Source organism: Arthrobacter alpinus (assembly GCF_900105965.1).
GTDB classification, from domain to species: Bacteria; Actinomycetota; Actinomycetes; order Actinomycetales; family Micrococcaceae; genus Specibacter; species Specibacter alpinus.
On the sequence record NZ_FNTV01000001.1, the window covers coordinates 2,531,752 to 2,554,433 of the forward strand.

Annotated in this window: 20 protein-coding genes; 7 read left to right on the forward strand and 13 right to left on the reverse strand. The window is 61.8% G+C overall.

Features of this window, described 5'->3' with window-relative positions; translation table 11 throughout:
* Nucleotides 1–159 precede the first annotated feature (159 nt).
* Complete coding sequence (locus BLV41_RS11580) at nt 160–1,587, reverse strand: threonine/serine exporter family protein (RefSeq protein WP_044577199.1); 1,428 nt, start codon at nt 1,585–1,587, stop codon at nt 160–162.
* Nucleotides 1,588–1,712: 125 nt separating this feature from the next.
* Complete coding sequence (locus tag BLV41_RS11585; protein ID WP_044576883.1) at nt 1,713–2,786, reverse strand: lipid II:glycine glycyltransferase FemX; 1,074 nt, start codon at nt 2,784–2,786, stop codon at nt 1,713–1,715.
* Nucleotides 2,787–2,947: 161 nt separating this feature from the next.
* On the opposite strand from BLV41_RS11585, the gene BLV41_RS11590 reads away from it, so the two are divergent.
* Both BLV41_RS11590 and BLV41_RS11595 read left to right on the forward strand, forming a co-directional pair.
* Nucleotides 2,948–4,378, forward strand: a complete 1,431-nt coding sequence (locus tag BLV41_RS11590; RefSeq protein ID WP_074711751.1) for an ABC transporter permease — start codon at nt 2,948–2,950, stop codon at nt 4,376–4,378.
* Between the two features lie 3 nt (nt 4,379–4,381).
* Nucleotides 4,382–5,065 carry an ABC transporter ATP-binding protein gene (locus BLV41_RS11595; protein ID WP_044576877.1) on the forward strand — a complete coding sequence of 228 codons (684 nt, stop codon included), beginning with the start codon at nt 4,382–4,384 and terminating at the stop codon, nt 5,063–5,065.
* 109 nt (nt 5,066–5,174) lie between these two features.
* On the opposite strand, the gene BLV41_RS11600 is transcribed toward BLV41_RS11595, so the two are convergent.
* Together BLV41_RS11600 and BLV41_RS11605 are read right to left on the reverse strand one after the other, a co-directional pair.
* A complete protein-coding gene (locus tag BLV41_RS11600; RefSeq protein ID WP_044576875.1) occupies nt 5,175–6,812 on the reverse strand; it encodes an MDR family MFS transporter in 1,638 nt (545 codons plus the stop codon).
* Nucleotides 6,809–7,438, reverse strand: coding sequence for a TetR/AcrR family transcriptional regulator (locus BLV41_RS11605; RefSeq protein WP_050070328.1), 630 nt, complete (start codon nt 7,436–7,438; stop codon nt 6,809–6,811). The genes BLV41_RS11600 and BLV41_RS11605 overlap by 4 nt, the downstream gene beginning before the upstream one ends.
* Nucleotides 7,439–7,682: 244 nt before the next feature.
* On the opposite strand from BLV41_RS11605, the gene BLV41_RS11610 reads away from it, so the two are divergent.
* From BLV41_RS11610 to BLV41_RS11625, 4 genes are read left to right on the forward strand one after another with little or no spacing between them, the layout of a single operon-like run.
* Nucleotides 7,683–8,483, forward strand: coding sequence for an IclR family transcriptional regulator (locus tag BLV41_RS11610; protein ID WP_083360741.1), 801 nt, complete (start codon nt 7,683–7,685; stop codon nt 8,481–8,483).
* Nucleotides 8,480–9,532 (forward strand): formimidoylglutamase, encoded by a 1,053-nt coding sequence (hutG, locus tag BLV41_RS11615; RefSeq protein ID WP_074711752.1) that lies wholly within the window; start codon nt 8,480–8,482, stop codon nt 9,530–9,532. Before BLV41_RS11610 ends, hutG begins: the two co-directional genes overlap by 4 nt.
* Nucleotides 9,529–11,052 carry an ABC transporter substrate-binding protein/permease gene (locus BLV41_RS11620; protein ID WP_074711753.1) on the forward strand — a complete coding sequence of 508 codons (1,524 nt, stop codon included), beginning with the start codon at nt 9,529–9,531 and terminating at the stop codon, nt 11,050–11,052. Before hutG ends, BLV41_RS11620 begins: the two co-directional genes overlap by 4 nt.
* Nucleotides 11,052–11,783 carry an amino acid ABC transporter ATP-binding protein gene (locus BLV41_RS11625; protein ID WP_044572761.1) on the forward strand — a complete coding sequence of 244 codons (732 nt, stop codon included), beginning with the start codon at nt 11,052–11,054 and terminating at the stop codon, nt 11,781–11,783. The genes BLV41_RS11620 and BLV41_RS11625 overlap by 1 nt, the downstream gene beginning before the upstream one ends.
* A gap of 63 nt (nt 11,784–11,846) precedes the next feature.
* Here the strand turns inward: BLV41_RS11625 and BLV41_RS11630 are convergent, their stop codons facing one another.
* The 4 genes from BLV41_RS11630 to mmsB are packed head-to-tail and all read right to left on the reverse strand — an operon-like array spanning nt 11,847 to nt 16,349.
* Nucleotides 11,847–12,692, reverse strand: a complete 846-nt coding sequence (locus tag BLV41_RS11630) for an enoyl-CoA hydratase/isomerase family protein (protein WP_211481624.1) — start codon at nt 12,690–12,692, stop codon at nt 11,847–11,849.
* The gene (locus BLV41_RS11635; protein ID WP_074711755.1) at nt 12,689–13,939 is read right to left on the reverse strand and encodes a CaiB/BaiF CoA transferase family protein; all 1,251 of its coding nucleotides are present in this window, start codon (nt 13,937–13,939) and stop codon (nt 12,689–12,691) included. Before BLV41_RS11635 ends, BLV41_RS11630 begins: the two co-directional genes overlap by 4 nt.
* Nucleotides 13,932–15,425 carry an aldehyde dehydrogenase family protein gene (locus tag BLV41_RS11640; RefSeq protein WP_044572751.1) on the reverse strand — a complete coding sequence of 498 codons (1,494 nt, stop codon included), beginning with the start codon at nt 15,423–15,425 and terminating at the stop codon, nt 13,932–13,934. The genes BLV41_RS11635 and BLV41_RS11640 overlap by 8 nt, the downstream gene beginning before the upstream one ends.
* Before the next feature lie 9 nt (nt 15,426–15,434).
* The gene (gene mmsB, locus BLV41_RS11645; protein WP_044572748.1) at nt 15,435–16,349 is read right to left on the reverse strand and encodes a 3-hydroxyisobutyrate dehydrogenase; all 915 of its coding nucleotides are present in this window, start codon (nt 16,347–16,349) and stop codon (nt 15,435–15,437) included.
* Nucleotides 16,350–16,518: 169 nt separating this feature from the next.
* On the opposite strand from mmsB, the gene BLV41_RS11650 reads away from it, so the two are divergent.
* Complete coding sequence (locus BLV41_RS11650) at nt 16,519–17,427, forward strand: LysR family transcriptional regulator (RefSeq protein WP_074711756.1); 909 nt, start codon at nt 16,519–16,521, stop codon at nt 17,425–17,427.
* Between the two features lie 155 nt (nt 17,428–17,582).
* Here BLV41_RS11650 and BLV41_RS11655 read toward each other — a convergent pair whose 3' ends face one another.
* From BLV41_RS11655 to BLV41_RS11675, 5 genes are all read right to left on the reverse strand, one after another.
* Complete coding sequence (locus BLV41_RS11655) at nt 17,583–18,365, reverse strand: 3-hydroxybutyrate dehydrogenase (RefSeq protein WP_239437262.1); 783 nt, start codon at nt 18,363–18,365, stop codon at nt 17,583–17,585.
* Between the two features lie 3 nt (nt 18,366–18,368).
* Nucleotides 18,369–19,775: an MFS transporter gene (locus BLV41_RS11660; protein ID WP_074711757.1), complete on the reverse strand. Its 1,407-nt coding sequence runs from the start codon at nt 19,773–19,775 to the stop codon at nt 18,369–18,371.
* Nucleotides 19,776–20,071: 296 nt separating this feature from the next.
* Complete coding sequence (locus BLV41_RS11665) at nt 20,072–20,791, reverse strand: SRPBCC family protein (RefSeq protein WP_211481625.1); 720 nt, start codon at nt 20,789–20,791, stop codon at nt 20,072–20,074.
* Nucleotides 20,788–21,396, reverse strand: a complete 609-nt coding sequence (locus BLV41_RS11670; protein ID WP_074711759.1) for a winged helix-turn-helix domain-containing protein — start codon at nt 21,394–21,396, stop codon at nt 20,788–20,790. The genes BLV41_RS11665 and BLV41_RS11670 overlap by 4 nt, the downstream gene beginning before the upstream one ends.
* Nucleotides 21,397–21,477: 81 nt before the next feature.
* Nucleotides 21,478–22,602, reverse strand: a complete 1,125-nt coding sequence (locus BLV41_RS11675; protein WP_044572768.1) for an alcohol dehydrogenase catalytic domain-containing protein — start codon at nt 22,600–22,602, stop codon at nt 21,478–21,480.
* Nucleotides 22,603–22,682 lie beyond the last annotated feature (80 nt).

Here is a 22,682-nt window from a genome sequence, read left to right on the forward strand (position 1 = left end):
CGGTGGTTGCCGGATTCGTGAGTTGATGCAGTCACCGGCAGATTCGGGCCGGGTGTCCCGGAGCGAGGATGGATTTTGCTCGCGAGGAACGAGCGGCAAAATCTTACTGCTCGCGAGGGATTCCCGGCCCGAATCTGCCGCGAATCAGGCCAGAATCAATTAGCGACGCCGGTTCCGGCGCCTGACGTTTTGGCCGCCGCTGCGGGTGAAGGGCCGTGCAATGTTGTCGCCGAGCACTACTCCGGCGGAGACAGCCAGGATGACGACCAGCGCGTTGAAGATACCAACGGCTCCGGAAACAGAGTCTTCGGGCGTGAGCGTCATGACGAACATGGCCCGGAAGATGGACAACCCCACGAGTAGGAAGATGATCGAGGGTACGGCCACAACGAGCTGGGGCGCACCCAGCCGCAGCGCAACGACGCGGGCCAGGATGCCCACCGCCACGGCAGCAACGGCGGGTGCAAAGCGTCCGCCCAAGCCAATTTCCATGCCGAAATAAAACACCACGTAGCCGACCAGTGCAACTGCCGTGGTGGGCAGTAGAAGTTTGATGGCGGTTTGTTCGGCAATGCAAATGGCCACCGTGGAGATAGCAACAAGAATCAGCACCAGATAGAGCGGACGAGTCCCAGTAATGGTCTCCGCGACGTTGATCCTGTCAGCGCCAAATAGTGCCGCAGTCACGAGGCCCACCGCGATGCCGGACACAATGGCGCCAAAGGTAAGAAAAGCGGAGAGGAATCGGCCCGCGGCTGTCACGGGGAAGCCGTTGATCGCATCCTGTACGGCCGAGACGAGTCTGCCTGAGGGCAGCATCAGCAAGATGCCACCAGCCACCACCACAGAGGGGCTCAGTGCTACCTGGGCCATGAAACACAGCACGGCCACGATCGTAACGATAAAGGAACTGATGGCTGTGACGAAGAAGTCCGGCACACGCCATTTACCCATCATCCTGGCTACCTGTCCGGCCAAAAGAATGGTCAGCAGCGCAACCAGCATTCCGAGAACTGTCCCGCCAATGACGCCAACCACGGCCGCGGCAAACACGGCCTCGGCGACGGAAACCATCCAGCGCGGGAATGGCTTGGGTTTCTTGACAATGACATCGAGCCTGCGGGCCGCATCGTCCCGAGCGACACCGCCGCTGGCGATGTCTGTCACGAGTTCGTGGATCTCCACCAGGCCCGCGTAGTTGTTGGTCCAGGATCGCACCACCCGCAACAGCGTAATGGGAACAGCATCCACTGGCGCGTAGTTGAGGATGACCGACTGATTGGTGATATCCACCTCGATGTTGCGCAAACCCAGCGCCGCCGTGACGGCAATGATGCTGGTTTCAACTTCGAGGGCGCCGGCGCCATACCGAAACATCGTTTCGGCGAGGCGCAGGGCAAAGTCAATGGTCTTGCGGGCTGATTCCTCTGCCTTGCCCACCTGGATGGTGAAGTTTGCGTACGGACTTCCCGCGAGCCGATCCACAATGTTCATGGGTGCCGTGGGTGGCGACTCACCTTGAACAAGTTTGCGCAGCACGCTGCGAGCAGCCTTGTTTGGGCGTCCGGCAGCCACAATGGGGATCATGCCCACGTCGTCATAGTTTCGGCTACTGGGATTGTTACTCATTCTGCTCCCTGTGGCCGTGTCTGCGGGCTTGGACGGCAGGATCCGCTGCTGTTCCGTACCGTTAAACCGTGCCGTTGAATCTCTTAGTAAAACTGCTTACCGGTGCGTCGAGTGTACAACTGACGGAACACTCGTTCACCGGCCATTGACCACAATTTATACCGCATGGGGCTGAGCACAAGGTCATAGCAACCCACGAAGTCCGTGACAGTCTTGGAGAAGCTGGTCTTGAACAAACCCAAACCGTGGTGCGGGTGAGTGGGATCCTTCAGCCGGTCCGAGGGCGGTGTGCCGCAGAAATCGTACTGCTGCGCACCCAGCTCCTTCATGTCGTTGATGGCCACCCACTGAACCAGGTGTGAATCCCCGTATTGGTTTCGCTTCTGCAGCGACCCACCGTCCTTGTACGTGGCCTTGGAGCCGTAGTTGATGACAAACGCACCAACGGAGGCAACACCGTCTTCAAACACAAAGTAGAAACGGCCTTGGCCGCGTTTGCAGAATTCAGTCCAGAATTGCTTGTAGTAGTCAAAATCACGGGCCTGGCTGTTGGACTTTGCAGTGATGGTGCCAACCATGAGGTCATACATTGTGCGCATGGTCTCTTCGGTGGGCTCCATGCGCACCACTTCAACTTCTTCGCGGAGGGCGCGGCGCACGGCGTTGCGACCGCGCGAATGCAACTTGCGCAACAGCTCATTGGGCTCCGGGGAAATGTCCAGCAGAGCAGTATTGTCATTAGGCTGCAGGTCCGGGACCTTAACCAGACCGGCACCCAGAAGCACTGCGTGGGCGGCTTCGCTGGATACGATGTCAGGTTCGATCTTCGCGGCAAAAACGTTGAGTTTGGCGCGTTTCACGAAGGCCCGCAGCGCATCGAGCATGGCCGGGATCTGCGCAACGTCGGCAGCATCGGGTCCCTTAATGAGGTACCAGAGCTTGCCCAGGATGGGGAATGACTTTTGCAGCACCAAGTTGTAGCTGGTGTAGCTGGGCCCTTCAAACGCTATGAATTGGGTATCCCAGCCATAGTTCTTCTTGACAGCGGCAAACGCTTCAGACTGCAGTAAATTGCCACCGTTGGGGTTCGCTGTGACCAGCGAATCCCACTGTGCAATTTCGGCGGCAGTGGCAAAGCGGGCGGTAAATTCTGGCAAGTGACCCTCAATTACGTTGGCATGTGTTAGCTGTATTTAGTCTAGCGGGGAAGAATCTCACAGCCCATTCACAGCCCCTCCATAAAGAATCCACCGAACACGGGCACACGATTGCTTCTGAGCGGCTGACGTCAGTGCAGCCACATAGTTGGGAGCAATTTATGAGTGTGGTGTCCCGAAGCGTGGGCAACGCCTTCCGCAACAAAATCCGGACCGTTGCCGTGGTGGTCATTTTGGCTGTCGCAATTGGTCTGGCCCTGTCCATGCTCGTTGCCAATCAGGCTGTTGCCAGCAAGGTTGATTCGCTGAAAGCGTCAGTCGGAAACAGCCTCACAGTCAATCCGGCAGGATCCCGAGGCGGCTTGGGCGGCGGTGAACCATTGACCTCAACAGATCTTGGCAAGGCCGCCGCCGTGGAGCATGTGAGCGAAGTGACCGGCTCGCTGAGCGTACGGTTGAGCAATGCTGCCGCGGCAACAAGTACCGCCACCAATGCTCCTCAGGGTGGCCGTGGTGGAGGCTTTGGCGCCAGCGGCACCACCAGCCTGGAATCGGCCGTGGAGCCGGGTTCTTTGGGCCAACGCAACAACGGCACTGGCAGCGGCAGCGGCGACGGTACGGCCGCGGCTCCCCCGTCCTTCAGCATTCCCGTCCAGGCCACGGGCGTTTCCGCCTCCACAACAGCCACCGGCTCGGCCATCAACATCACCAGCGGCACCCAGCTCACCGACTTTGACGCGGCCTCCACACAGGCCTTGGTGGGTACAACGCTTGCCACCAAAAACAGCTTGACAGTGGGTTCAACTTTCACCGTGCAGGACCGGACCATGAAGGTCACGGGCATCTTCGACGCCGGCACGGAGTTCGACAACAACGCCATCTACCTGCCACTGGCGGCAACACAAACCCTGACCGATCAGGCCGATCAGCTGAGCAGCTTCACAGTCACCGTGGACAGCATTGAGAATATGGCGTCCACACAAGCAGCACTGACTGCCGCGCTGGGTGCTGACAAGGTTGATGTCACCTCGGGCTCCGCCAACCTGGACTCGGCCATCACCTCTCTGGGCAGTGTGCAGAACATTTCACTCATTGCCTTCATCGCGTCGCTCGTGACGGCTGGGCTGATCGTGCTGCTGATCATGATCATGGTGGTGCGGGAACGGCGCCGTGAAATTGGCGTACTCAAGGCCATCGGCGCCTCCAACCGCACCATTGGAGCGCAGTTCGTGATCGAGGCCCTGGTTCTTGTTGTCATGGGGTCCATGGTGGGCGCCGTGGTGGCATCGTTTGCCAGCAACCCGATTGTCAATGCGCTGGTTGCCGGAAACACGGGCACCAGCACCGCCACGGCAGGCGCAGCCGGGGCGGGTCCAGGAAGCGGCGGCTTCGGTGGCGGCGAAGGGTTCACCCGCACCCGCGGCGCCTTTGCGGGTGCAGAACAGCTCATCGGCACTGTCAGCACGTCCCTAGGTTGGCAAACTCTGCTGTTTGGCGTGGCCGGCATCCTGCTGATTGCGGCACTGGGAGCCCTCATTCCTGCCTTGCTGACAGCCAAGGTGCGTCCCATTGAAGTTCTGCGAGGAGAGTAAGCGATGTTAACAGTCACAGATGTGGTCAAGTCCTTCAATTCGGGCGAGCGCACCATCAAGCCCGTCAATGGGGTCTCCTTCAGCCTGGAGCAGGGAAGTTTTGCCGCCATCCTAGGAAAGAGCGGCAGCGGCAAGAGCACCCTGCTCTCCCTGCTGGGTGCCTTGGACAAGGCAACCTCAGGGGATGTCGTGGTGGACGGCGTGAACATTTCCACCCTCCCGGATGGAAAGTTGACCGCGTACAGGCGCGACGACATTGGTTTTGTGTTTCAGGCTTACCACCTCATCCCCAACCTGTCCGCCAAGGAAAACGTCATGCTGCCCATGGAGTTTGCCGGGGTATCCCACGCAGAACGGGGCCAACGGGCGGCCGAGCTACTCAACCAGGTGGGACTGACGGAGGAGATGCACTCCCGGAAGGCCAATAAGCTTTCCGGTGGCATGCAGCAGCGCGTGGCCATTGCCCGCGCCCTGGCCAACAAGCCCAAACTGATCCTGGCCGACGAGCCCACGGGCAATCTGGACGACGAAACGGGTGAGGTGATCATCGCACTGCTGAGAAAGCTGGCGCATGAGAAGAGGACCACCATTCTGGTGGTCACCCATGACCAGGCGCTGGCTGCCCAGACGGACAGGAAGTTCCGGCTGGCCCGCGGCAAGATCACCGAAGACAGCAAGAGGCCTTAAACATCCATGACGCAGTTGTTGCACGGATTTTGCCCAGATAAGGGCCTTCCCGTGCAACAACTGCGCCATGGATCTGAGGTTCTAGCTGCGTCCGCGCGGCGGCGGTTCCCTACTTGCGCGGCGCAGGAGCTTCCGCAGCGGACTCTTCTGAAGCAACGGCGTCGTATTGCACTGCCGCCTCAAACTCAGCCATCCCCTCGGGGCTGACGTCCAGAATAATCTCGCGGTCGGCCTTGGTTTCCAGGGGCACTTCCTTCACGAAGCACAGCACAATTGCTGCCAGAACGGCCAGCGGCACCATCCACAGGAAGACGGGGATCAAAGCCTCGTTGTAGGACTCAATAACCAGCGCCTTGATGGGCGGCGGCAGGCTGTTGACCAGGTGCGGGGTGAACGAGTTGGCCCCGCCACCGCCCGTACCACCCGGGAGCTTCTCGGATACCAGTTCATGCAGCCGGGTGGCGAAAACCGAGCCAACCACGGCTGAGCCCAGCGTGGCGCCCACCTGGCGGAAGTAGTTCTGCCCGGCCGTTGCCGTTCCCACAAACTTCAGCGGGAACGAGTTCTGCGCCACCAAGGTCAGGATCTGCATGCTGGCACCCAGGCCAACACCCATGACACCCAGGTAGATGCAGATGACGTAGATGGGAGTGCCCACGGAGATGGTGGCCATCAACATCAGCGCCACTGCCAGAATCAGCGAACCAACAATGGGCGACACCTTGTACCGGCCGGTGCTGGAGACGCGGCGACCGACAACCACCGAGACAACCAGGAGGCAGGCCATCATGGGGATCATCAACAGCCCGGCCTCGGTGGCCGAGTAGCCGGTGGCCATCTGCAGGTAGGTGGGCATGTAGCCGATGGCACCAAACATGGCGATGCCCGTGAGCAGCCCGGCAATGGTGGTCAGGTTGAAGTTGCGGTTCTTGAACAGGCTCATGGGCATGACGGGTTCGGAGACGCGCAGTTCCACCACTACAAAGAGCACTGCCGTGACAACTGCCGCGATGGCCAGGCCAATGATTTCAGGTGAATTCCAGTCGTACTGCGATCCGCCCCAGGTGCCCACAAGCACAATCGCCGTGGTGGCGAGGGCAATGAGCATCATGCCCAGGTAGTCGATCTTCGGGCGGGTGGCGTGCACCTTGCGCGGCACATGCAGCAGGAAGACGGTGGCAAGGATGGCCAGCACGGCCAGCGGAACGTTCATCCAGAATGTCCAGCGCCAGCCGGGACCCTCCGTGAGCCCGCCACCAATGAGTGGTCCGGCCACCGAGGAGAACGCGAAAACGCCGCCCATGATGCCCATGTATTTGCCGCGTTCGCGGGCTGGGACAACGTCGGCAATGGTGGCCTGCGAGAGGATCATCAAGCCGCCACCACCGAGGCCCTGAACCACGCGGGCCACGATCAAGGTGTTCATGTCCGGCGCCAGTGCACCAATCACCGAGCCCACCATGAAAATGGAGATCGCAAACAGCAGCATGGGCTTGCGGCCCAGCAGGTCACCCAATTTGCCGTAGACCGGCATCATGACGGTGGAGGCCAGGATAAAGGCTGTGATGATCCACGCCATGTGTTCGACGCCGGACAGCTCACCAACAATGGTGGGCAGCGCACTGGAGAGCACTGTCTGGTTCAGTGAGGCCAACAGCATGGTGACCATCAGACCTACGAACAACAGTACGATGCTGCGCTTATTGCCGGTGTCGCCCGGCGTTTCAACTATGGGTTGTGTGCTCATAGGGTTGCTTTGATTGCCTCTCGAAAAATTTCAATGGATTCATCCACGACTTTGGTGTCACCGGCAGAAACAGAACCGGGATCGCGGGAAAAGGCGAAGCGCATGGCTGTGCTGGCCATCATCAGTAGGGCACGGGCGCCATCACGACCTCCTGGCAGTCCGGCCTGCTCAAACTCGGGGTCAGACTCGTCATAGCGGTCCACAAGGATCGACTCGACCAGCCGCTCGGACGCGGAAACGTACTCGATGACATTGCGCGCCAGCTCCGGATACTTGCCCCGCAATTCCTTGCGTCGCTCGGTTTGTGATGCTTCCGGGAACATGGAACGGACCACGGTGACAATGAGTCGAACGGTCCGGCTGAAAAGGTCCTCGTCGCCATCGAGCCGGAACCTGGCCACCGCCTCATCCGAAAGGGTTGGCGGCTGAGTGCCCATGATGGCGTCTTCCTTCGTGGCGAAGTAATTGAAGAACGTCCGCTTGGAAATCCCCGCGGCATCGGCAATGGCCTCGACAGTTGCCTTGGTCAGGCCCTCTTCAAGGGCCAGGCCCGAGGCCTTGTCATGAATCAACGCCCAGGTGTCCAGACGATTCCGCTCACGGAGCGGCACAGCTGTTTTTTGCATAACTACAGTTTATGCACTCAAGCAAACTTTGCACAAGTGCAAAGTTTATAGTGATGCATGTTTTGCGTCACGCAGGTCGGCGGGTCGCGGCACCCTGAACTGCACGCATCGGCCCCTGACGCCAAAGGATCCCGAGATAGTTGACGTCGAATGGGAGTCCCATACCCACTCCATGGCAATTAGGTTCCCACCCCATGGGAATTAGTCCTTTTCGTCTGTGATTGGAGACACTAATGTCGCTTGCATGGTTGAAACAGAACAGGACAGCGGCAGGGGCGACGAGATTGCACAGCCCCGGCAAAATTCCGTACTCAAGCCGCCTGGCGGATTAGGGCGAGCACTGGAAATTCTGCTGCAGTTCGCCTCGTCCCAGGTGCTGACTGCGGCGCAGCTGTCCTCACGGACGGGCATCCCGGTCAGTGCCGTGTATCGGCACCTGTCTGCACTGACCCAGTCCGGTCTGGTGACTGCTGCCAACAACCGCGGACAATTCTCCGCAGGCCCGGCCACGCTGCGTCTAGCTGCGAACTACCGGCAGGAATCAATTGTCACCAGCCATATCAGCACTAAGTTGCGTCAGCTGTCCGACGAAACTCAGGAACTCGCTGCCTACCTGGTAGTCAGCGGCAACAAGGCCTTGTGCGTCGAAGCCTTCGAAGGGCCACAAATGCTGCGGTGCAGCTACTCCGCGGGCCGGGCTCAACCGCTATATCGCGGAGCAAGTGCCCTCTCCTTGCTGGCCAATCTGCCAGCCACCGAACAAACCGAGGCCATGTCCGCACTGACGCTGGATGGAAAGGATTACGAGGAGCTGCGCCGTGACCTGGAGATCACTGCAGCCCGCGGCTTTGCCATAAGCCAAGGTGCCGTGGACCCAGGAGTGTGGGGCGTCAGCTTTCCCATCTTCGACGGCAGCGGCCGACTTACCGGAACGCTCAGCACCATGGCCCCGTCAGTCCGAGCTATCCGGAGCGAGAAACGCCTTATCTCCGCCACTCGTGCGGCCGCCATCATCCTCAACTCAGCAGAAAATGGAACGTCATGACCCCCGATCTCTCCCCCACCCGTTGGGCAGGCCGCGACGACGGCCCCGGCCCCGAGCACCGAAGGTGGCATCACGCCGTCAACGATTCACTGGCCACCGCGGCAAAAACAGCGCCAGGACAGAAAGCGGCGCACGCGCCATCCTCCGCCACCTCCCGAGGTATCGCCCTGATGGGCTTCCGCAGCGACGAGGGCGTGCGCCGCAACAGGGGGCGCACCGGCGCCGCAGAAGCCCCCGCAGCCATTCGCGCCGCACTGACCTCCCTGTCAGCGCCGAAAGCTTTGGTGGTCCGTGACCTCGGCGACGTCACTGTTGTCGGCGATGAATTAGAGGAGGGTCAGGAACGGCTCGGCCGTGAAATTTCCGATGCCCTGCAGGCCGGCAACTTGCCTGTCGTGCTCGGCGGAGGACACGAGACCGCGTTCGGCAGCTATCTAGGTCTGGCTGCTTCCGGAGCCTTGGCTGGCCAGCGCCTGGGCATCATCAACCTCGACGCCCACTTCGACCTACGCGCCGATTCCATCCCTTCCTCCGGCACACCGTTCCGGCAGATCGCCGAACTCGAGGCCGCCGCCGGCCGCCCCTTCACGTACCGCGTGGTGGGCATCAGTGAAGCCAACAACACCCTGGACTTGTTTCAGACCGCGGCAAGGCTTGGTGTAGAGCATCTCCTTGACGAGGACTGCAGCGCATCGGCACTGCCCGCCGTCAAGGATTTTGTGGACCGGTTCCTGGACGGGGTCGACGCCGTCTACCTCACCATCGACTTGGATGTCCTCCCAGCGCATACAGCTCCCGGGGTCAGTGCCCCCGCCGCACTCGGGGTGCCCATGGAAGTCATCTTGGCAGTCTGCCGTCAGCTGTCCGCATCTTCAAAGTTGGTGCACGTTGACGTCGTGGAACTGAATCCACGCTTTGACATCGACAATCGAACTGCCCGCGCAGCAGCCCGTCTGGTGCACGCCATCGCCTCTGAATACACGGCACTCCCGCGGGAGACGCCAGCCGACCCGGCATCACTCCTCAAATTAGGAATCGAGCTCCCGTGAAACAACTCTTCACCCGACACCGCTTTTGGGCGGTCCTGCTGGCCGCACTGATCGGCCTCACAGGCGTGGCCGCCTCGGCAGCAACCGCCGCACCGACCACCGACCCGTCTGCGCCCGGCGCACCGGCAACCTCCGCCAAGCTCAACGATCTCCAATCCGGGAAACTTTCGTTGCGAGTGGGCACCGATGCCACTTTCCCGCCGTTTGAATTCACCGATGCCAACGGCGACAAGATGGGCTTCGACATTGACTTGGTCCGGGCCCTGGCCAAGGAAGCCGGCATCAAGAACGTCGAGTTCATCCAAATGCCGTTTGGCAACATCGTCCCGGCGCTCCAGGCCAACCAGGTCGACGTCGGTGCTTCCGCCATCTACATCAGCGACGAGCGGGCCAAGGCCATTGACTTCTCCGGCGTCTACTACCCCGGTGGGCTGGCCGTCTTCGTGGCGGAGGACAACACCACTGTGACGTCCCTGGCCGATCTTGCCGGCAAGAAGATCGCTGTGCAGGTGGGCACCAAGTCCGTGGAGTGGCTGGAGCAGAACCAGCCCAAGGCGCAGCTGGTCCAGGTCCAGACCAACGACCAAATGTTCTCTTCCGTGAAGCTGGGCCAGGCAGATGCAGTGGTCACCGGCCAGCCGGGCGGGCGCTACTTCATTCACCAGCAGGGCGGCCTGAAGCAGGTGGGCGAAAGACTCACCAATGAGAACTACGGCTACGCCTTCCAAAAGCAGGATCCTGCCATCAGGGATGCCTTCAATGTTGCACTCACCTCACTGAAGTCCAATGGCGGCTATGACAAGCTCACCGCAAAGTGGTTCGGCGACGAATCCACTGCCGCAACCGGCCCGGCCAAGGCCCACGGCCTGATCAACATCTCCTCCATCACCAACTCCGCCGGCCCTCTGTGGAACGGTTTTGTCACCACCATGCAGATCATCGGTATGTCCTTGGTGTTGAGCCTGGCTTTCGGCATGCTGGGCGGGTTCGCCAAGCTCTCCAAGGTCACCCCGATTCGCTGGCTGGGCACCGCTTACGTTTCGGTCATCCGCGGCACGCCGTTCATCGTCCAGTTGTTCCTGATCTATTTTGGCCTGCCGCAGCTGGGCCTGCAGCTCTCACCCATGGTGGCAGGTGTGTTTGCACTGGGCCTGTACAGCGGCTCCTACGTCACCGAGATTGTGCGCGGCGCCATCCAATCCGTGGACAAGGGCCAGATGGAGGCCGCCCGCTCCTGCGGCATGAGCTCCGGCGCCGCACTGCGGCACATCATCATTCCGCAGGCATTCCTGCGCATGCTCCCGCCGCTCGGCAACGAGTTTGTCTCCCTGACCAAGAACTCCGCGCTGGTGTCCTTTGTGACCATCAGTGAACTGTTCCTGGTGGGCCAGACCATCATCTCGCGCACCTTCGACGCCCTGACCGTGTACATTTTCATCGGCCTGGTCTACTACGTCCTCACCAACGTCATTGGCTTCATCGCCAACACCCTGGAAAAGAAACTGGCGGTTTACATCTAATGGCACTCCTAACAACCCAGGCCATCACGAAGACCTTCGGCACCGTCCATGTCCTGAAGGGCATTGACTTCACCATCGAACCCGGCGAGGTGGTCGCCGTCATCGGCCCCAGTGGCGGCGGCAAGTCCACGTTCCTGCGCTGCCTGAACCTGCTGGAGACCCCCACCTCCGGGCATGTCCTCTTCGACGACGAGGACCTGCTGGCCCCCAATGTGGACCTGGACCGGCTCCGTTCCCGCATGGGCATGGTGTTCCAGCAGTTCAACCTCTTCCACAACCTGACTGCCCTGCGCAACGTGATGCTCCCGCAGATGAATGTGCTGGGCAAGTCCAAGGCAGAGGCCGAGGCGCACGCCATGGAACTGCTGGAAAAGGTGGGCATGACCCACCGCGCCAACGCCTACCCCAGCCAGCTTTCCGGTGGCCAGAAGCAGCGCATCGCCATTGCCCGCGCGGTGGCCATGAACCCCAAGCTGATGCTCTTCGATGAGCCCACCAGCGCCTTGGACCCCGAGGTGGTCAATGACGTCCTGGATGTCATGACGGACCTGGCAAAGCAGGGCATGACCATGATCGTGGTGACTCACGAGATGGGCTTTGCCCGCAAGGTGGCCGACCGTGTGGTCTTCGTGGACGGCGGAGTCATTGCCGCGGACATGCCTCCGGAGGAATTCTTCGCCGACGACAACGCCAACCCGCGTGTCCGGGATTTCCTGAACAAGGTTCTCTAGGACGCCGCTTCGATGGACGACGCCGGGTTCCCACCCGGCGCGTCCGGCCCGCCTGCGCGGCGGTCAGTCCTCGTGGGGGCGCAGCCAGGTGAACTTGGGTGTTTCCTTGGCCAGAAATGCTGCGACACCAATCGCGGCGTCCGCACTGATGGCCATCTGGCCCTGCCAATAGGCACTTAATTCATCGACCTCGGTTGAGCCAGCACTGATCGCATTGACCAAGGCCTTGTGCCCATGTGCGGAGAACTGCGAGCGCGCCGAAAGGTGGAGGGCAAAGTCGTTAACCGCCTCCCAGAAGGTGTCTGCGGCGAGGATCTTGGTTGCCAGGCCCAACCGCAAGGCCTCCTGGGCGTTGACGAAGTCGCCACTGAAGAGCAGGTACTTAGCCGTGGCCGGGCCGGTCAGTTGCACCAGGCGCTTGATGCCAGAGAGGGGGTAGACGATCCCTATCTTGGCCGGGGTGATGCCGTAGGTGGCCCGTTCGGAGGCCAACCGGATGTCGCAGGCGCCGGCGATCTGCCAGCCGCCGCCCACACAGTAGCCGTCGATCGCGGCGATGGTTGGTTTCCGAAAGCGGGCCAGGGCGTTCTCGGCGACCGTGATGTCGCCGCCGTCGCTCTGTCCCGTGGCGGGGTCGTGGAGGATCCTTTCCACGGAGGCAATGTCGGCGCCGGCCGAAAAGTGTTCTCCGGCCCCACGCACCACTACTACCTTGACGGAATCGTCGGCATCGAGCTGCGCCAGCAGGTCCTCGAATTGCTGCCACATTTCCTGGGTGATGGCGTTGCGCATCCGGGGATTGTCCATGATGAGCATGGCCACCGGCCCGGACTGTTCAATTCGCAGCATGCCTGCCCTCTCCCCTGCCGTTGCCGTTCTGGATCCATGATCCACAGTCATCGTACTCATGCAGGCAATTCCTCCCTGGCCGCCGTCGCAAGATCTGGAGCAGGCGCAGCCAGCACGATTCCCGCCTCAACCAGCCCCGCAATTTGCTCTTGGGTGAGCGACAACGCCGCAAGGACGGCTTTGGTGTCCTCCCCCAACTGCGGCGGTGCCTTACGAATGCGCGGGGCCTGCCGATTCACCGAAATCGGTCCCCGGACCAAGGGCAGCTCCGTGCCGTCGGCCCGGTGCACGGTCTCCACCATGTTCAGTGAGCGGACCTGCTCGTCGGCAAATGCTTGTTCGTAGTTGTAGATGGGTCCGGCCGGAATGGCCGCAGAGCGCAGGAGCGGCAGCCACTCGGCAGCGTTCCTACCGGCCAGCAGGGCTTCCAACTCACCTTTGAGAACGGCCTCATTGGCGTGGCGAATTTTCCCCGTGGCGTACTCGGGGCGCTCCACCAGTTCCGGGGCTCCCAGCAGTACACACAACTGCTGCCACTGCTTTTCGTTACCCACGGCGATGATGACGGGAATATCCGCCGTGGCGAACACTCCATAAGGTGTCAGCGCGGGGTGGGTGTTGCCCAGCGGCACGGGAACCTCGCCCGTGCTGAGGTACTTTTGGCTCTGGAATGCACCCAGCGCCAACCCTGTCTCCAGGAGCGAGGTCGATACCTCCATTCCAGCACCCGTCCTGGCCCGGCCCACGAGTGCCGCGGCAATGGCCAATGCGGTGTTGATGCCGGAGACCATGTCGATCATGGGCACGCCCACCCGGTACATGTGCTCCGCGTCGGGCCCCGTCACGGACATCAACCCGCTCATGCCCTGCGCCACCTGGTCAAGCCCGGGGGCCTGCGACAGCGGGCCGGTGGCACCGAAGCCGCTGACAGAGGCCAGGATCAGCTCCGGCTTGGCGGCACGCAGCTCCTCGGGGTCCAGCCCCATGGTGGCGAGAACCCCTGGCCGGAAGTTTTCAACAACGACGTCGGCGCTCATCGCGAGCTTCCACAGCAGCTCCCGCCCTGGTTGGCTGTAGAAATCGATGGCGATCGACTCCTTGCCCCTGTTGGCCGAATCGAAGTACAGGCTGTGCTCGTTCTCGAACGGCGGCCACGCCCGGCTGGAGTCCCCGCCCTTGATGCTTTCGGCCTTGATGATGGTGGCGCCCAGATCCGACAGCAACGCCGTGGCATACGGCCCGGCCAGCGCCCGGCTGAGGTCAAGGATGCGGACACCCTCCAGTGGCAACTCCTGCCGACTACCCATTGGGCACCCCGCGCAGGCGGACGTTGATCTGCTTGGTCTGGGTGAACCCGGCCAGCATGCCTTCCAGGGACACCTCACGGCCCATGCCGCTTTGCTTGTAACCGCCATAGGACTGGCCCACCACTTGGCCGCCGCCCTGATTGACCTGCACCCACCCGGCCTCAACCTGATGGGCCGTGTTCAGTGCATCATCAAGATTGTGGCTCCAGACATATGCGGCCAGGCCGTAGTTGGAATCGTTGGCCATACGAATGACATCGGCGGTGTTCTTCCACGGGATAGCCACCAGAACGGGCCCAAAGATCTCCTCCTGGGCCAGCCGAAAATCGTTCTTCACGCCGCTGAACACGGTGGGCAGGTGGTAGTAGCCCTCGGTCAGCGCACCCTCGGTGGGAGCACTTCCGCCGAGCACGGCCTTCATCCCTGCGGTGGCGCGGCCTTCGTCGAGGTAACCGGTGATGGATGCGTGTTGTTTGGCATTGATGATGGCACCCATATCGCTGGCCTCATCCATCGGATCCCCAACCTTCAGGGCGCCGAGCTTGGCACTGAGCCGCGTCAGCACGTCGTCGTAAATGTCTTCGTGGAGGAACAGCCGCGATCCGGCGGTGCAGCTTTGGCCTTGGCGGGTGAAGCGCGAGGCAAGCAGCAGGCCGTCCAGGAGTTCGTCGTCGACCGCGTCCGGGAAGACGATGGAGGGATTCTTCCCGCCCAATTCCAGCGACATGTGCGCCAGTCGCGCCCCGGCAGTGGCCGCCACCCCGCGACCCACCTCGGTAGAACCGGTAAAGGAGACCTTGTCCACGCCCGGGTGGTGGGCCAGCGCTTCACCGATGATGGAGCCTCGCCCGGTCATGGCATTGACGACGCCGGCCGGCAGATGTTTGTTGCAAACTTCCGCGAGCAGCAAGATGGTGAGCGGGGCGTCGTCGGCGGCCTTCATGATGACGGTGTTGCCCGCGGCCAGGGCGGCAGGGATCTTGAACGCGGCGATCATGAGCGGCGAGTTCCACGGCAGGATCGCCGCGACAACACCCAGGGGCTCGAGCCGTGTGTACTGCAACTGGTTCTCGCCTGCGGGAAGTGTGGTGCCCTTGACCTCCCCGGCAATTCCGGCAAAGTAGCGGAACATCGAGACCATGGTGGTGGCTTCAGGGCGGGCCTGGGTGCGCAGGGCGTTGCCCGTGTCCAGCGCCGTCAGCCTAGCGAATTCCTCGATGCGTACCTCTAGCTCGTCGGCGATGGCGAGAAGGGCCTTCGCGCGGCCGGTGAAGTGCTGGGCACGCCACGCAGGGAATGCGGCCCGGGCTGCCGCAACGGCCCGGTCCACATCGGCCACGGTGCTGGCAGGGACGCGGGCGATGACAGTTTCGCGGTGGGCGGGATTCTCCACATCCCGCCATTGGCCGCTGGCCGAGGCCACTTCCTCGCCACCAATCCACATGGGCCAGTCGCGAACAGCTGGCATTGTTTGAATCTCTGTCATGGCGTTTCCTTATCCGATTGCTGTGGCGGGGGTCTTGAGGGAACCATCCACGAGGGAGACAATCTGGCTGCAGTCCTTGCCGCCTTGGCCTTCATCAATGAGGCGCTGGAACAGCTGCTGCACGTGCTCGCCAATCTCCAACGGGGTGTCGGTGCTGCGGGCGGCCGCGATGGCCAGACCGATGTCCTTATTGGCCAGTTCGGCCGTGAACGAGGGCGCGAAATCGTTATTGGCTGCCGAGGTGGGAACCACGCCTGCCAGCGGGTACCAGGTGCGCAGCGCCCAGCTGTCCCCCGAGGATACGGAGGCGATATCCCAGAAGACCTGCTTGTCCAGGCCGAGGCGATCTGCCAGCACGGCGCCTTCGGCGGTTGAGGCGAGGTTGATGAACAACATCAGGTTGTTACAGATCTTGGCGGCCTGGCCCGTGGTGGCCGCGCCTGTGGGGATGATGTTCCCGGCCATCGGCTCGATGTAGGCCGAGGCATCGGCCACGGCGCCACTTTCGCCGCCGATCATAAACGTCAGCGTCCCGGCAGCCGCGCCGCTCATGCCACCGGAAACAGGGGCGTCGACAAAGCGGAAGCCGGCGGCAGCGGCGGCGTCGTGCACGGCCTGCGCGGACTCGATGTCAATTGTGGAGGAATCGATCAGGAGAGTTTCCTTGGCCGCGTTGGCCAGAATGCCGCCATCGCCGAAGTACACGGCCCGCACGTGATCGCCCTTGGGGAGCATGGAGAAGACGACGGCGGCGCCAGAGACGGCGTCCGCGATCGAGTCCGCGGGGATGACGCCCTTGGCGACGGCCGCATCGAGGGCGGCTGAGCTCAGGTCAAAGCCGCGCACGGTGTGACCCGCCTTGACCAAATTAGCCGTCATGGGTCCGCCCATGTTGCCCAAACCAATCCATGCCACAACCGCCATGATGAAAGCTCCTTTGCTTACGTTTCCCATTATGTCCCAGGGCCAGCCTTTAGCCGGATATGACCAGCATCACATCCTGTTAGAGTGCAAACAAGACATATAAAAGCAGAGCGCATGTGCATAAATGCAGACTTGCCGGCACCGTTTTTTGAAAAGGAGCAGTTCCCCCGTGGATTTCAAAAGGTTCCCCAGCCCCGATGACCTACTCATCCTTCTCACGGTGGCAAGGCTGGGGCGTTTTACCGCGGTGGCGGACGCCCTGGACACCACGCACACCACCGTCTCGCGGCGGATTCTGGCACTGGATAAGCAGATGGGCGGGCGAACGCTGGAGCGCACCCCGCAGGGTTGGGAGTTGACGGACCTGGGCAGGGCCGCGGTGGCCGCCGCCGAAGGGATTGAAAAGAGCCTCAGTTCCCTCACCACGGGCCTGCGAGACGGTGTGGACATCATTTCAGGGGTGGTCCGGGTCAGCACCTCCGACGGCTTCGGCGCCCGCATTGCCACACCTGCCTTGGTTCGGTTGCAAAAGAAGCATCCCCGGCTGCGGGTTGAATTGCTCAGCTCCACCCGACGGCTGAGTCAAAACCGTTCCGGCGTGGATATTGAGGTGGTCCCCGGCAGCGTCGAGGCCGGGCGGACCGAGACCGTTTTGCTCACCGATTATGCGCTGCGGCTGTATGCCGGATCCGGCTACGCCGCCGAGCATGAGATGCCAAGGACGGTGGCCGACCTTGCGGAGCACCCGTTCATCTCTTACGTTGATTCGACCCTCCAGGTCTCCGAACTGGCCCTCCAGCGCGGCGCCCTGCCGGCGGGTTCGGCGCATTTTCAATCAACCAGCGTGTTCTCCCAGGTTGAGGCCGTGCGGTCCAACGGCGGAATCGCCATGATCGCCGCGTTCATGGTCCACGGACAGGAGGACTTTGTGCGCGTCCTTCCGGATCAGGTGGAGCAGATCGTGCAATATTGGGCCGCCGCACGCCCTGAATCGATGCGGTCGCCCGCGGTGCAGGCGGTCCTGGCTGCGTTCATACAGGAAACCCGGCGCATGAAGGGCCAGTTGCTGCCGGAGTGACCAGCGCAGGTTCGCAACGACTGCAGGAGCGTTGGGAAATAGTGCCCCGTTACTGCAGGAGCGTTGCTACACCCACCGACGCTCGCTCTCTTCCGGGGCGTTTTTTGCGAACCCTCGCTCATCTCGGCACAACGGACAGGACGAACGCTTGCTTACTACGCGGCCCAGCCGCCATCCATGACGTAGGAGGCCCCGGTGACCATGGCCGCCTGATCTGAGGCCAGCCACGCAACGAGCCCGGCGATCTCTTCGGGTTCAATGAGGCGCTTAATGGCATTCTTGGCCAGCATGACCTCCCCCAACACTTGATCCTCGGGAATCCCGTGACTAGCCGCCTGATCGGCAATCTGCCCTTCCACCAGAGGTGTCCGAACGTAGCCGGGATTGACGCAATTGCTTGTCACTCCGCGCACTCCACCTTCCCGGGCCGTGACCTTCGAGAGTCCCTCAAGCCCGTGCTTTGCTGCCACATAGGCTGATTTGAAGGCCGAGGCCCGGAGTCCATGGATGGATGACATGTTGATGATTCGGCCATGGCCTTGCTGATACATATGAGGCAAGGCTGCCCGAATCAGCAGGAAGGGGACCTCCAACATAATGGTGGTGATGCGCCGGAAGGCGGCCGGATCAAAGTCTTCAATGGGAGCGATGGTCTGAATCCCGGCATTGTTGACCAAAATATCCACCTCAAGCGTCAACAATTCCAACGCCGCGGTATTGAGCAGATCCACCTCCCACGATTCCCCACCCACCTCGGCTGCGATTGCTGCGGCGGCCGCACCGTCACGGTCTGCCACGATGACATGGGCACCTTGGGCTGCAAGCGCCCGCGCACAGGCCGCCCCCAAACCGCCAGCACCACCGGTAATCAGCGCCCGGCGCCCAGCCAGAGAACCGGGCCCAAGCAATGAACCAGACAGCAGTCCATTTACAGTCACGCCCTAGCCAACCTTTGTTGCGGTCTTGGCCGCGGCGGCACGGCCCAGGGCCAGCGTTCCGGCAGCATCGGCGTCGTCAATGTCCTGCAGGGAAACACCCTTGGTTTCCTTGAGGAAAACGACGGCGACGGCGGTCACCATGCAGGCGCCGAGCAGGTACAGGGCCACGGGGACGGAGGACTTGTAGTGTTCCACGAGCCCTGTGGCGATGAAGGGCGCCATGGAACCGGCCACGATCGAGGTGACCTGGTAGCCCAGCGAAACACCCGAATACCGCATGCGGGTGGGGAACATTTCGGCCATGATGGCGGGCTGGCCGGCGTACATGAGCGCATGGAATAGCAACCCAATGGTGACGGCGGCAAGGATCATGAAGTTGTCCTTGGTGTCCATCATGGGGAAGGCGAAGAATCCCCAGGTGGCACCCGTGACGGCACCGAGCATGTACGTTGGGCGGCGGCCGATCGCGTCGGAAAGCTTGCCGACCAGCGGGACAACAACAAAGTGGATGGCGTGTGCCACGAGCAGGAGCAAGAGGATCCGGGAGGTATCGATGTCGACGATAATCTTCAAATACGTAATGGAGAACGTGACCACCAGGTAGTACAGGATGTTCTCGGCAAAGCGCAGTCCCATGGCGGTGAAGACACCGCGGGGGTAGCGGCGGAGCACTTCCAGCACACCGTAACCGGCTTTGGGGTTCTCCTCGATGTGCTCGCGGGCTTCGAGGAAGATGGGGGCGTCACTGACCTTGGTGCGGATGTAGTACCCGATCAGGACGATCACGGCCGAGAGCCAGAAGGCCACACGCCAGCCCCAACCAAGGAACGCGGCTTCGCTGAGCACGGAGGCCAGCGTCAGCAGGACACCGGTGGCCAGCAGGTTTCCGAGCGGAACGGCAGATTGCGGCCACGAAGACCAGAATCCGCGGGACTTGTTGGGGCTGTGCTCGGCAACGAGCAGAACCGCGCCGCCCCATTCGCCGCCAACCGCGAAGCCCTGGATGAAGCGCAATCCCACCAGAAGCGCCGGCGCCCAATAGCCCACCTGGGCAAAACTGGGCAGGCAGCCCATGAGGAACGTGGAAACACCCACAAGGATGATGCTCAGCTGAAGGAGGTTCTTGCGGCCGAACTTGTCGCCGAAGTGGCCAAAAACGATTCCGCCGATGGGCCGGGCCACGAAGCCGACGGCGTAGGTGAGGAATCCTGCCATGATCCCGTCGAGCTCGGAGCCGGAGTTCGGGAAGAACATCTTTCCAAACACCAAGCTGACGGCAGTGGCGTAGAGGAAGAACTCATACCATTCCACCACCGTGCCCGCCATGGACGCCGCGACAACTTTGCGTAGTCCCGATTCCTTCGCCGTCTGTGATGACCCAGCCCGTGATGATCCAGCCTGTGAACTCATGTTTGCTCCTCCGCGCCGGGGCGCGCTTGTCGACGTTGACAATGTGGCCAGCCCGGCGTGAGTTGTGATTCACGCCACTTGAACCGGTTTTCACCGAGTATGTCAGGGTCCACGAAGGAACAACAATGACCATTGATGCAGAGTTGGTGCGCATTAATGCACAGTGAACATGGCCAGGCTGTTGAACTATCAGGTGATGCGAAAACAGACCGTCACCAATTCGAACCAACAGGTGATGCGATGAAATCTACCGATTCATCGCATCACCTGTTGCCTGGAATCGTGCGGAGCAACAATCAGGCAGAATACAACCCGTTCAACCAAGCACCCCAAGCCTCGCCGGCAGCTTCGGCATCCGCTCCCTCGGCGAAAAGGTGGACAGTCATGCCCACCACGGAACCGAAGGCATTGCGGCCAAAGAAGCGGATCATGGCGTCTTCGGTGCGCAGCCCCACGAAGTTTTCATCGAGGTAGTCCACCACGGCATCCACGGTTCCGAGCCCCGCAATGGCGACGCTGACATGTCCCCCGGCTCCGGCGTCGTCGATTCCCAATGCATGCTTGACGGCGACGAAGGCCTCCGGTGAACCCGACGCCGCGGGTCCCTGCACGTCGGCGAATTCCGCCTGCTTGCCGGAGAAGTACTTCACGTATTGCCCCAGCGTGTGGAGGTAGAAGGCGGTGTGCTTCGCGGCGCCGTCGTACTGGTTGTCCCAATCCTCGAAGAACACCCCGCTGTGCACGTACCGCAACCAGGAGGTTCCGTCGGCTAGCTCGGAGATGTCGAAGTCAAGTTGGTTGAAGAAGCCGCCCTCGCCGTCCATGCGGTTGGAGTAGCGGTGCGGCGGCTCCCACACGGTCACGGTGCTGCCAAACGGGCCTGCGCCGCCGAGTTTCAGTTCGATCTCCATGGGCCACATCCAGCCCGAGGTTCCGCCGGTCGCTGCGTCGAACACCTGGGCCGGGGTACCGTCAACCTCGGTCTCGTGCACGATCTTGAATTCCTTGGCCATCATGACTCCTTGAGTTGAGATTCTGCGGTTACTTTGACGCTTGGGTGAAGTGCGACGACGAGACGGTGCTTGCGCCCGCCCGTCGCGGATCCGCTGTGGTACTTTTGCGCCAGTTGCGCCGCGCTGGCTGCGAGTTCGGCTACAAACGCGGCCCGGTCGGCCGCCGTGGCGAAGGTGATTTCACCGTCCAGTGCGAACGTGGCGAGGCGTTGGTTGGCGCGATCTGCACCTGTGATGAGTGTGCCAACGTCCTTGACCAGGCGGGCCGCTACGGCCAACATCCACCGCGCCGAGAGCCTGTTGGGTTCGTAGGCGGGATCCGGCGCCACCTCGGGAAGTGCGGCGGGCGAAATTACATAGGAACGAGCAGTAGCCCCCATGATCCGCTCGGTGACATTGCCCCGGCGCTTCTCGTCCACCAGGGTTACCAGGCCGTGAAGTTCCAGCATCTTCAGGTGGTAATTGACCTTCTGCCGAGGCAGCCCCATCCGTGCTGCCACGCTTGCCGCCGATGCGGGAACGCGTAATTCCGCAAGTAGGCGGGCCCGAATGGGATCCAGCGTGGCTTCGGCAGCCGCGGCATTCTCGATCACTGCAACGTCCAACATAGTCCAAGCATCTCACCGACAAATTAATTTGTCCAGTGACTATTTCCGGGGTCCACTTTCACCGCGAAGCGACAGCGACGTTCAATTAGAGAAGGTGAATAACCGGCGCACAACACGGCCATCGGCGAGCGCATCCAGGCCTTCGTTGATCTCGGCGAGCGGTTTAGTGTCGGTGTGCAGCAGCTCGATGGGCAGGCGGCCATCGCGCCACATTTGGATATAGGCCGGGATATCCCGGGCCGGATCCGCATCTCCCATATAGGAACCGATCAGCCGCTTGCCCGTGCCGGCAAATTGCAGCGCCTGCACGTTGAGCGTCTGATCCGGGTGGGGCAGCCCCACCGAGACGAGGGCGCCACCCCGATCCAGCAGACCCAGGCAGGTTTCCATGACGCGAGAACTCCCCACGGCCTCGATCGCCACATCAACGCCGTCGCCGGCGTGTTTGGCTACGAGATCGGCAGCCTCGGCTGGTGACCCGGCGAAGTGCGCGCCGCACTTCAAGGCCAACGCCTGCTTTTCCGATAGCGGATCAATGGCGATGACGGTGGTGCGTGGAATCTGGACGGCAGCCATGACGGCGGCAAGACCCACGGCGCCCATACCAAACACAATCACGGACTGCCCCGCAGCGACCTTGGCCGAGTGAACCACGGCACCGATTCCGGTGAGGGCGGCGCAACCGAACATGGCGGCGATATCCAACGGGACGTCGTCGTCAATCACCACCACTGATTCGCGGGCCACGACCGCGTACTCGGAGAACGCGGACACGCCCAGGTGGTGGTTGATCCGCTCTCCTGACTGCGAGCGCAGGATCGCCTCGCCATGCAGCAGATCTCCTGTGCCGTTGACCTCGGCGCCACGATGACACAGCGCAGGGCGCCCGTTGTTGCAGGCCTTGCACGTGCCGCAGCTGGGAACAAACACCAGGACCACGCGATCTCCGGGCTTCACCCCTTCCACCTCAGGCCCGACGCCGGACACGGTTCCGCTTGCCTCGTGCCCCAGTGCCATCGGAAGTGGGCGGACGCGGGAACCGTTGATGACTGAGAGATCGGAGTGGCACAGGCTGGCGCGATCGATCTTGACCAGCACCTCGCCCGAACGCGGAACCGGGACGGGGAGCTGCTCAAGAATGAGCGGCGCACTGTCCGCATAGGGCCGGCTCGCGGGGGCCGTTCGAAGAATGGCGCTTGTCATCATCGTTGATTCAGTCATCCGTGGTTCCTTCGAGAGTTTGAATGCGCAGGGAAGCCAGTTTCGACAAATGGGATGAACCACTC

Coding starts and splice junctions, on each gene's coding strand:
- BLV41_RS11580 (WP_044577199.1), bottom strand. CDS start 1,587: ATGATCCCCATTGTGGCTGCCGGACGCCCAAACAAGGCTGCTCGCAGC.
- BLV41_RS11590 (WP_074711751.1), top strand. CDS start 2,948: ATGAGTGTGGTGTCCCGAAGCGTGGGCAACGCCTTCCGCAACAAAATC.
- BLV41_RS11595 (WP_044576877.1), top strand. CDS start 4,382: ATGTTAACAGTCACAGATGTGGTCAAGTCCTTCAATTCGGGCGAGCGC.
- BLV41_RS11600 (WP_044576875.1), bottom strand. CDS start 6,812: ATGAGCACACAACCCATAGTTGAAACGCCGGGCGACACCGGCAATAAG.
- BLV41_RS11605 (WP_050070328.1), bottom strand. CDS start 7,438: ATGCAAAAAACAGCTGTGCCGCTCCGTGAGCGGAATCGTCTGGACACC.
- BLV41_RS11610 (WP_083360741.1), top strand. CDS start 7,683: ATGGTTGAAACAGAACAGGACAGCGGCAGGGGCGACGAGATTGCACAG.
- hutG (WP_074711752.1), top strand. CDS start 8,480: ATGACCCCCGATCTCTCCCCCACCCGTTGGGCAGGCCGCGACGACGGC.
- BLV41_RS11625 (WP_044572761.1), top strand. CDS start 11,052: ATGGCACTCCTAACAACCCAGGCCATCACGAAGACCTTCGGCACCGTC.
- BLV41_RS11630 (WP_211481624.1), bottom strand. CDS start 12,692: ATGAGTACGATGACTGTGGATCATGGATCCAGAACGGCAACGGCAGGG.
- BLV41_RS11635 (WP_074711755.1), bottom strand. CDS start 13,939: ATGGGTAGTCGGCAGGAGTTGCCACTGGAGGGTGTCCGCATCCTTGAC.
- BLV41_RS11640 (WP_044572751.1), bottom strand. CDS start 15,425: ATGACAGAGATTCAAACAATGCCAGCTGTTCGCGACTGGCCCATGTGG.
- mmsB (WP_044572748.1), bottom strand. CDS start 16,349: ATGGCGGTTGTGGCATGGATTGGTTTGGGCAACATGGGCGGACCCATG.
- BLV41_RS11660 (WP_074711757.1), bottom strand. CDS start 19,775: ATGAGTTCACAGGCTGGATCATCACGGGCTGGGTCATCACAGACGGCG.
- BLV41_RS11665 (WP_211481625.1), bottom strand. CDS start 20,791: ATGATGGCCAAGGAATTCAAGATCGTGCACGAGACCGAGGTTGACGGT.
- BLV41_RS11670 (WP_074711759.1), bottom strand. CDS start 21,396: ATGTTGGACGTTGCAGTGATCGAGAATGCCGCGGCTGCCGAAGCCACG.
- BLV41_RS11675 (WP_044572768.1), bottom strand. CDS start 22,602: ATGATGACAAGCGCCATTCTTCGAACGGCCCCCGCGAGCCGGCCCTAT.